At 34.4% G+C, this 7,807-nt stretch carries 10 protein-coding genes and 2 pseudogenes; 6 read left to right on the top strand and 6 right to left on the bottom strand.

What is annotated here, in order from left to right; genetic code table 11:
* From M1V25_RS09975 to M1V25_RS09965, 3 genes and pseudogenes are all read left to right on the top strand, one after another.
* Positions 1-109 (top strand): annotated as a pseudogene (locus M1V25_RS09975) (IS5/IS1182 family transposase); the annotation flags it as partial.
* A gap of 158 nt (positions 110-267) precedes the next feature.
* Entirely contained in the window at positions 268-588 is a 321-nt protein-coding gene (locus M1V25_RS09970) for a hypothetical protein (protein ID WP_498843184.1), read from the top strand.
* 87 nt (positions 589-675) lie between these two features.
* Entirely contained in the window at positions 676-936 is a 261-nt protein-coding gene (locus tag M1V25_RS09965) for a hypothetical protein (protein ID WP_498843183.1), read from the top strand.
* Positions 937-1,287: 351 nt separating this feature from the next.
* On the opposite strand, the gene M1V25_RS09960 is transcribed toward M1V25_RS09965, so the two are convergent.
* Both M1V25_RS09960 and M1V25_RS09955 read right to left on the bottom strand, forming a co-directional pair.
* Positions 1,288-2,631 (bottom strand): S8 family serine peptidase, encoded by a 1,344-nt coding sequence (locus tag M1V25_RS09960; protein ID WP_498843182.1) that lies wholly within the window; start codon positions 2,629-2,631, stop codon positions 1,288-1,290.
* Positions 2,632-2,638: 7 nt separating this feature from the next.
* Complete coding sequence (locus tag M1V25_RS09955) at positions 2,639-3,706, bottom strand: hypothetical protein (RefSeq protein ID WP_498843181.1); 1,068 nt, start codon at positions 3,704-3,706, stop codon at positions 2,639-2,641.
* 463 nt (positions 3,707-4,169) lie between these two features.
* Between M1V25_RS09955 and M1V25_RS09950 the strand changes: the two are divergent.
* Both M1V25_RS09950 and M1V25_RS09945 read left to right on the top strand, forming a co-directional pair.
* Positions 4,170-4,733, top strand: a pseudogene (locus M1V25_RS09950) (DUF3987 domain-containing protein); the annotation flags it as partial.
* 207 nt (positions 4,734-4,940) lie between these two features.
* Positions 4,941-5,204, top strand: a complete 264-nt coding sequence (locus M1V25_RS09945; protein ID WP_498843180.1) for a hypothetical protein — start codon at positions 4,941-4,943, stop codon at positions 5,202-5,204.
* A gap of 2 nt (positions 5,205-5,206) precedes the next feature.
* On the opposite strand, the gene M1V25_RS09940 is transcribed toward M1V25_RS09945, so the two are convergent.
* The 4 genes from M1V25_RS09940 to M1V25_RS09925 all read right to left on the bottom strand — a co-directional run bounded on the left by M1V25_RS09940 (position 5,207) and on the right by M1V25_RS09925 (position 6,561).
* Positions 5,207-5,521: a helix-turn-helix transcriptional regulator gene (locus M1V25_RS09940; RefSeq protein ID WP_498843179.1), complete on the bottom strand. Its 315-nt coding sequence runs from the start codon at positions 5,519-5,521 to the stop codon at positions 5,207-5,209.
* Positions 5,511-5,768 carry a hypothetical protein gene (locus tag M1V25_RS09935; protein ID WP_498843178.1) on the bottom strand — a complete coding sequence of 86 codons (258 nt, stop codon included), beginning with the start codon at positions 5,766-5,768 and terminating at the stop codon, positions 5,511-5,513. Before M1V25_RS09935 ends, M1V25_RS09940 begins: the two co-directional genes overlap by 11 nt.
* Positions 5,769-5,972: 204 nt before the next feature.
* Complete coding sequence (locus M1V25_RS09930) at positions 5,973-6,260, bottom strand: HigA family addiction module antitoxin (RefSeq protein WP_119344406.1); 288 nt, start codon at positions 6,258-6,260, stop codon at positions 5,973-5,975.
* 10 nt (positions 6,261-6,270) lie between these two features.
* Positions 6,271-6,561 carry a type II toxin-antitoxin system RelE/ParE family toxin gene (locus M1V25_RS09925; RefSeq protein ID WP_498843177.1) on the bottom strand — a complete coding sequence of 97 codons (291 nt, stop codon included), beginning with the start codon at positions 6,559-6,561 and terminating at the stop codon, positions 6,271-6,273.
* 295 nt (positions 6,562-6,856) lie between these two features.
* On the opposite strand from M1V25_RS09925, the gene M1V25_RS09920 reads away from it, so the two are divergent.
* Positions 6,857-7,465 carry a recombinase family protein gene (locus tag M1V25_RS09920; protein ID WP_498843176.1) on the top strand — a complete coding sequence of 203 codons (609 nt, stop codon included), beginning with the start codon at positions 6,857-6,859 and terminating at the stop codon, positions 7,463-7,465.
* Positions 7,466-7,807: the final 342 nt, after the last annotated feature.

Below are 7,807 nucleotides of genomic sequence, written 5' to 3'. Positions count from 1 at the left end.
GTTAAAACGTTTTAAAATTATTGCCGACAAATATCGGAATAGACGAAAAAGGTTTGGACTTCGATTTAATTTAATAACGGGAATTTACAACTTTGAATTGACTAATTGAGGTTTGGAAAGAACTCTACTGTAAAGTCAATCATACTTCATAACCACAATATCGTTGTCGATATTTTTCAGCACACAACAACTCGACACACTTCATAAGTGCAACCACCCTTCTACCAAGTTAATAAAATCATCGTGGCAGGCATAAAGGAGATAAAAATGGCTAACTATACAGTGACACACACATGCGGACATAATGTAGAGCATAATATCATCGGTACAAATGTGCGTAACGAGAGGGAGCGCAAAGCAGCATGGTTAGCAGAGCAAATTTGCTCAGACTGCAAAGAAAAAGAAAAACAAGACAAAATAGAGGCTATAAATGCAACTCTAGTCAAATTAAGCGGGTCCCCTAAGCAAATAGACTGGGCAAAATCAATACGTATCAACGCGCTCCAGCACATCAAAAAAGTAAAAGAGCAAGTAGACGAGGCTTATAAGCAAGCTAATGGACAACCCCATCAGGCGCGGAATACTTAAAAGAAGATGGCTGTGTTTGGATTGGTGGAGATGTACAAAAATTAATCTCGGTTAGTGCCCTGAAAGAAATGATATAATAGGTGACTAATGGCTACACACCGATCAATAAATCAAAGACTAAACCGCGCTAAGAAAATAGAATCAAAAAAAGCTGCCGCAAATGAATGGATTGATGACTGGTATAAAGACCAGTTAGCGGAAATAAAAAAACTTGAGCGGGCAATATCACTAAATGACTATGATGCGCTTTGTCGAGCAACAGGCTCGCTTAAGCAAATAACGCTTAAACGCTTTGCTGCTCTACCAAATGTTATTGATCATTTTGTGAACTTAATTGATGGCGATTAAGGGCAATTAGGGGTTTGCAGTCCAATGGAACGAAAACGTACGCGTAGTAATTAATCCGGATATAAACTTTACACAGGTTAAGCGGAGGGCTCGCAAAAGGCGACATACTGCTGGCTAAATCTGCTGTCCCTAAGATTGTTGGGGAGAGCGTTAAGGTATCCAAAGTACCAGTTTCAAAAAACTCAGACAAATTTGAAAAATAGGCAACTGTCAGGTCAAGTCTAAACTTATACATTTTCATATTGAAGGAGAAATATGCTTACATTTACTGCTAACGAAACAAGAGATCTATTTCACTGAAGCCTCTAAAGTATTAAAGGTTTGAAACTCACCGGTAATTACTGGCATCCTCTATAAATCCTCTTTATAGTGACTATTATTTTCCTTTTGATGAGATGATGGTTTTTTAATATTTTTTGGCATACGGCTAATACAAGCTCTATGTAATGCTTCTTTAGCATTAAGAATTTTGCCATTTTTAATATAATTTTTAAATGTATCATTTGAATTTGCTGAATCTAGTAATAATTGCTTTAGGTTTGGTATTGAAAGTGCGGGATTGCATGCCAACATTAAAGACGATATTCCTGCTGTAATAGGAGAGCTAAAAGAAGTTCCATTTTGATAAGTTGCAATAGCTTGCTTGCGACCATCTTTTTCTTCATAGGACATAACAGCAATATTTTCACCAGGTGCCGCAATATCAACTATACTACTATTATAGTTGCTGAACTCACAAATTTTGTCACCACAACTCGCAGCGACCCTTACAACAGAATCAAAACTTTGAGGAGAAATTCTTCTTGTTGTAAGTCCTTCTCCTTGAGGTGTAATATCTTTTCCTTCATTTCCTACAGCAATAAAGATTAATCTATTATCTTTAATAAACTCATTTAAAAGAGATTTGTAATTATCGTTTACCTCTTCTAGGAAGGTGCTTATTTTTTTACTTATATCATTTTGAAAAGAATTCCAGTCTTCTTGTTTTATTTTATACTTACTTAATATGGGTTGAGCTTTATTTTTAATAAGATCTAAATATAGATCATAAAATTCGCCTTTGTAAACTTGTTCTTTATCTCTTAAATATTTAACATAGCTTTCAGTAAGTTCTTTTGTACCAACCGAGAAGTTAAAAATAAACCTTACTGGCATATCTCTATCAATGTTTTTAGACATTTTAGATTTTTGATTAAGCTTTTCTAAATGTTTAATTCCCTGTATCAGCAAATCCAAATTATCTTCGTTAATTGTGTTATTGTTATGAAATGGTATGCCTAGAATTTGTGATTTTCTAGAAATACCAGAAACATATATTTCTCTATTTAAACAAAATTTCTCATTAACCTTACATTCTAATTTTAACAAATCTCCTGCTATTAAACCAGCTACAGATACGCCATGTTTATCATCTAGAATACTAGTCTGTTCTATTTTTATTTTATCAAGTTTTTTGTTATTAAATTTTTTATTTTCTAAAATACCTATAAAACTAATTGGACCACCATCTACTACAGTTGAAAATCTATTCTTATCAGGATCAAGATTATTGTTAATTCTATCTATCAAATCCCATGTTGCTTGATCAAAGTAATTAGGCATTTGGATTCTGTCTTTTCCAAAAGAAATAGATGACAAACATAATATTAAGATTGTTCCAACAAGGTTTAGAAAGGAAAATATGATCGAAAACATATTAAAATTACTCCTCATTACATTCTTCACAAGAAGCTATTGCGGTTTTTCCTTGGTCTACTGATAAATCTTCGTGAGTATTATTAAAAACGCACCCAGCAATGTCAGCACTAGTTTGACCATTACTATCGTTTGTTTGTTTTATCTTACTGTTTGTTACTTCTACTCTAAACAATTTAAGCCCAGTTGCTTGACCAATTAAGCCCCCAACACATTTTGATCCAGTAATATCAGCCTTTTTAACAAGGACATCATATATTTTAGCTTTATAAAAATTTAACCCCGATACATCTCCAAAAATTCCAACGTTAACATCATTAGGTCGATTAATAAAGATACCTTCTATTTGATAACCATTACCATTAAATGTTCCTGAAAATGGAGCTTTATTATTAACTCCTTTAATTGGGAAAAACCCTCTTTTTTGATTGTCTTCATCTGTCCAATTTTTAGTTTCTGAAGCATCAATATTTTGACTTAAAGCGTATGCGCCATTCAAATAACCAGCGATCGCTTGAAGGTCATAAATATCATTGACAAGCATATACGATCGTAACTTCTTATTAGGAACAATATGTTGTCTAAAATCGTATGAATTATAATATTTATGGTTATTATTTTCCGTAGAACTTATTGGATTGTAGTAAATTTCAACAAAATTTTCCGCTAGATCATTTGATAGAATTACTTGATGTTTTTCGTCAAATGAAACATGACTTAAATATTTTTCAGACGTTTTTTGTTTTTCGTAATCGCCATAATCAGGTTCAATACCTGCTCTTAAAATAACAGAACCATGTCCTTTACTAATAATTTTTCCCCCTGATTTTAAATTTATATTTCTTCTAGTTTGAATAATTAAATTTTTATCACTTGACCATTCTATCTCCCCATTAATAGCTATGTCCTCATCAACCAAAGTGCCTTCAGGATATGTGTAATTTTTATTTTGATCTTTATTCATTAACTGATTAGAAATGTAAACCGCATGAGTGTTATCAATTTCTAAACAGAACAGTGAAACTGGAAAAAACAAAACTGCATATAAAGGTATTAACTGATTCTTAAGCTTCATTTTTTATCTCCATCTTCTACATTATTTATACTATTGATAACATTGATAGCAGGTTGGACAGTATATGTAATTTGTATCAATATGTATTTATGACAAGTTTGACTTACTAATTTAGAGTAATTGGATTTAAAGTCAGGTAGTGTTTTACTTTGTCATTCATATACTCCTCCCCCATTCACAGGCTATGTGGAAGAAGTGACCTGTGCCCTAGCAAAGCTGTGGTAAAGATGGTGATAGATCCATCCGAAATCGGCTGCCAGAAGCCGATTTCAAACCAACTTATGTGGCTATTATTAAGAGTAATTGTTGTGAGCGATAAGTAAAGTCAGTGTTAAAACTGGCGAGGTATGAGTTAGAAAGACGAATGGAAGTGAATCATTATAAATGTCGTTAGCCACAAATGATAATATCAAAACCAAGAGTAGTCACTTCTTCCACATAGCCCGATCTTGATAAGTTTCACAGGCGTATTAAAACCTGTCTAAGCAACACCCAACCAGTTGATAAATACGGTTTTGGATATATTCCAACGCTTACCTTTAGCAAAATAGCTAAAGAGGCATGGGTGAAATACTTTAATTATATTGAAACAGCTATCGCCAACGAATATCACTGGCAATCAATTCATGATTTAGCATCTAAAGCCAGTGAGAATATTGCAAGACTAGCTGCCCTATTCCACTTATTTACAGGCAAGCAGGGTACTGAAATATCTGTTGAGCATATTGAGTCCGCCTATCAGATTATTGAATGGCATTTAAACGAAGCTAAACGCATCTTTGGAGAAACTAAGCTGACACAGGTGGAGCATGACGCTAAATTAATACTTGATGCTATCATATCAAAGAATATTGTTGAAACGACTTCACGCGAGATTTTACGTGTCACACCTGTCCGTGACAAAGGTAGACGAGATAAAGCTATTAAGCTACTTGAAAAGTCACATTATCTTATTTCAACGCCTGATGCTAAGCGCACAAAGATCATCTTTCACCCAACGCTATTCAAAACCTCTGTGACAGTTTGACAATTGTGACAATAAAGATAAATGCCTTATAAATCTATAGTTCTATAATCCTATAATTGTCAAAATAATGACAATAGTTTGAATCACTTTGACAATGTCACAATCAAGGTCATTATGTAGCCACCTTAAATTGATTCATGATTTTAGTTTGACTTACCCACTTCTTAATAGTAGAAATGCAACAACAATAATAAATAGCCGTTAAGCATGGCAGTAAAACATAAGAAAAAGCGTAATAAAAAATATACGCCTAAACGTCACATAGGCTGGATTGGTTATGGCTACATCGAATATGGAAATTATCGCTGTTACTTTGAAGTAAGATTTAACCACCTTAACAAAGAAATCAGGAAAGATGATGATTTTGGTGAGTTTGTAATTGACGTTTTGGACGAATTTGCAAAAGACGATGGTATCACATCAGAAGCAACCAATCTGAGAATGCTCAGTTGGATGGAGTGGTGCAAGTAGCTCTAGCTCGCCTTTAAGGTTATCGTATAATCTAAGCCCGCAGTATATAGTTGATCTTCCAAAAGACGAGAAATAAAGAACTCTTTAGGATGTTTTAGATACTCAGCAAACTTTAAAGCAAGCTCAACATCCGCCTTACGCTCGCCACTTTCAATATTGCATAGGTATTGTCGACTGATACCAATAGAGCGAGCCATTTCAGCCTGAGAAACATTTTCACACATCCGTAACGACTTTACCATATCACCAAAATATAGATGCCCCGTTATTTCAGATATAGCCTGAGCTGCACTTAATCTGTTTTTACTAATATTCATGTTTGTTTACCTCTATTATCTCAAGATAGCTAACTTCAATTCTGCCGTTTTCATGTTCAACATAAAAAGCTCGGTACGCTTTGTTTAAACGAATTGACCGCTGTCCAGTTCGGTCACCTTTTAACAGTTCATCATGGTATGAGCTTATTTTTCTAACCTCTATAACACCATATTGCTCAACCATCAAAACCCACGTATTTAGCTTATCAATTATATGCCTTGGTATTTTTCTTAGTGATTTTGCCACTTTCCTGTCAATTATAACTTTGTTTATATTCATCTAACTAAAGCACAGTAACTGATATAAGTATAATTGTATCCTAATTTGGATACTTTTGCAAATATTGATGTCAGGTAACATCAGTATACATGTCAGATTTATGTTGGTATTTGTTTTAGTTGGCACTTTGAAATCAATATCAAAGGGGCAAGCCTAACAGCAGCTACACCTTTAAGCTGCGATAGGGTCAATAGGTGTATGTTTCTGTTTGGCATTCCACAGGTCATAAGCTAATTGTAGGTTTAACCAAAATTCAGCTTCCATATTAAAAGCTTCAGCAAATGCTAAAGCAGTATCAGCAGTAATTCCTCGCTTGCCATTTACAATTTCGTTAACCCTTGCATATGTCCACCCTAAATGCTTTGCAAATTTTGACTGCGTTATCCCCATTGGCTCCAAAAAATCTTTCAACAGAATTTCACCGGCATGGGTTGGTTGTCTTGTGGTTGGAAGTCTCATTTTATCCTCCTCAATGGTAATCAACAATATCAACGTCTACTGCACTATTCTGAACCCACTTGAATATAATGCGATACTGATTATTAATCCGTATTGACCAATAATCTGATAACTTACCCTTTAGTTTTTCCAATTTATTATTTGGCGGCACATTCAAGTCTTCTATCTTAGTGACAGCATTTAGCTGATCCAATTTTCTAACAGCAAGTGAATGTAGATTTGTTGGAAGCTTTCTAGAGTATCTAGTAGATACTCCATTAAACACATCTTCAGCCAACTTACTATTAAAATTCTTAATCAAAGCTCGATATCACTTGATGTTTTTATGAATTCTAGATCGATATACGATATATGTCAATCGGCGACCATCTGTTTTTCCCATTAAACTATAGTTTGGTGGGAGCATACATCCACAGCCAACGTGCAACTTTGTGTGACTCGTTAAATGTCTGCATAAAATTCTTTTGTTATCAGCACTTGATCTAAATATATGCGTCAATTTTAAGTGCATTAAATTTTCCTATAAAGTTGTTCCATTTTAATTTTTGTGCCATAATCAATTTTTATATATTTTATGGAGCATAAGTGTTTTAATTATGATTTATGGATATGCACGAGTGTCAACTCAAGATCAAAATCTTGATATGCAAATTGAAGCTCTCAACAAATATCACTGTGACGAAATTATCACAGAAAAGAAAAGCGGTACCTCACTGGAGCGCCCTGCTTTTAAAAAACTGCTCGACACCTTACGAAAAGACGATACGCTGGTTGTTTATAAATTGGATCGCATCAGTAGATCAACCAAACACATGATTGCACTATCAGATCATTTTAAGTCTAAACAAATTAAGTTTGTTTCTATCAAAGATCAAATTGATACTACCACACCAATGGGTGAGTTCTTCTTCACGGTGACAACGGCATTAGGGCAACTTGAGCGCGACATTTTAAGCATGCGTGTCAAAGATGGAATTGAGGCTGCTAAAAACCGTGGTGTTAAGTGCGGACGACAGCCAGGAATGGCATTAGAAAACAAAAGAAAATGTGCTTATGCTTATGACATTATTACAAAGCTTAAAAAAAATGATACGACATCAGTGGCTCAAATTCTTAAAGATCAAGGAATTGCACGTAACACCTATTATCGCTATGTGAATGAATATAAACAAAAGTCGCCTGAGGCTCAGGGCGAGTTGTTTTAATTGTATTAGTATTATTGAAAATTTAAATTTAAAAACGATCAGTACCTGTAGCGGCTCGCTTTTATAATCACCCCGACCCGCTTTTATCGCTCAAAGTGGGACCATATTAATTGACTCTATAAATATTTTTCGACCCACATTAAATGATTTTATCCGGTGCGCCTAAAGTGTCAGAAAAACGAGAGTTTTTCTAGTGGCATCTAAATAACCTTATATGTAGCGGCTCGCTTTCATAATCACCCCGACCCGCTTTTATCGCTCAAAGTGGGACCACATTAATTGACTCTATAAATATTTTCTGACCCACATTAAATGACTTTATAAATTTCTCGACCCACATTA

Source organism: Candidatus Nebulibacter yamunensis, assembly GCF_024208055.1.
Taxonomy (GTDB): domain Bacteria; phylum Pseudomonadota; class Gammaproteobacteria; order Francisellales; family Francisellaceae; genus Caedibacter; species Caedibacter lacustris.
The sequence above is the reverse complement of the archived record's forward strand: the minus strand, read 5'-3'. Positions and strand labels throughout refer to the sequence as shown.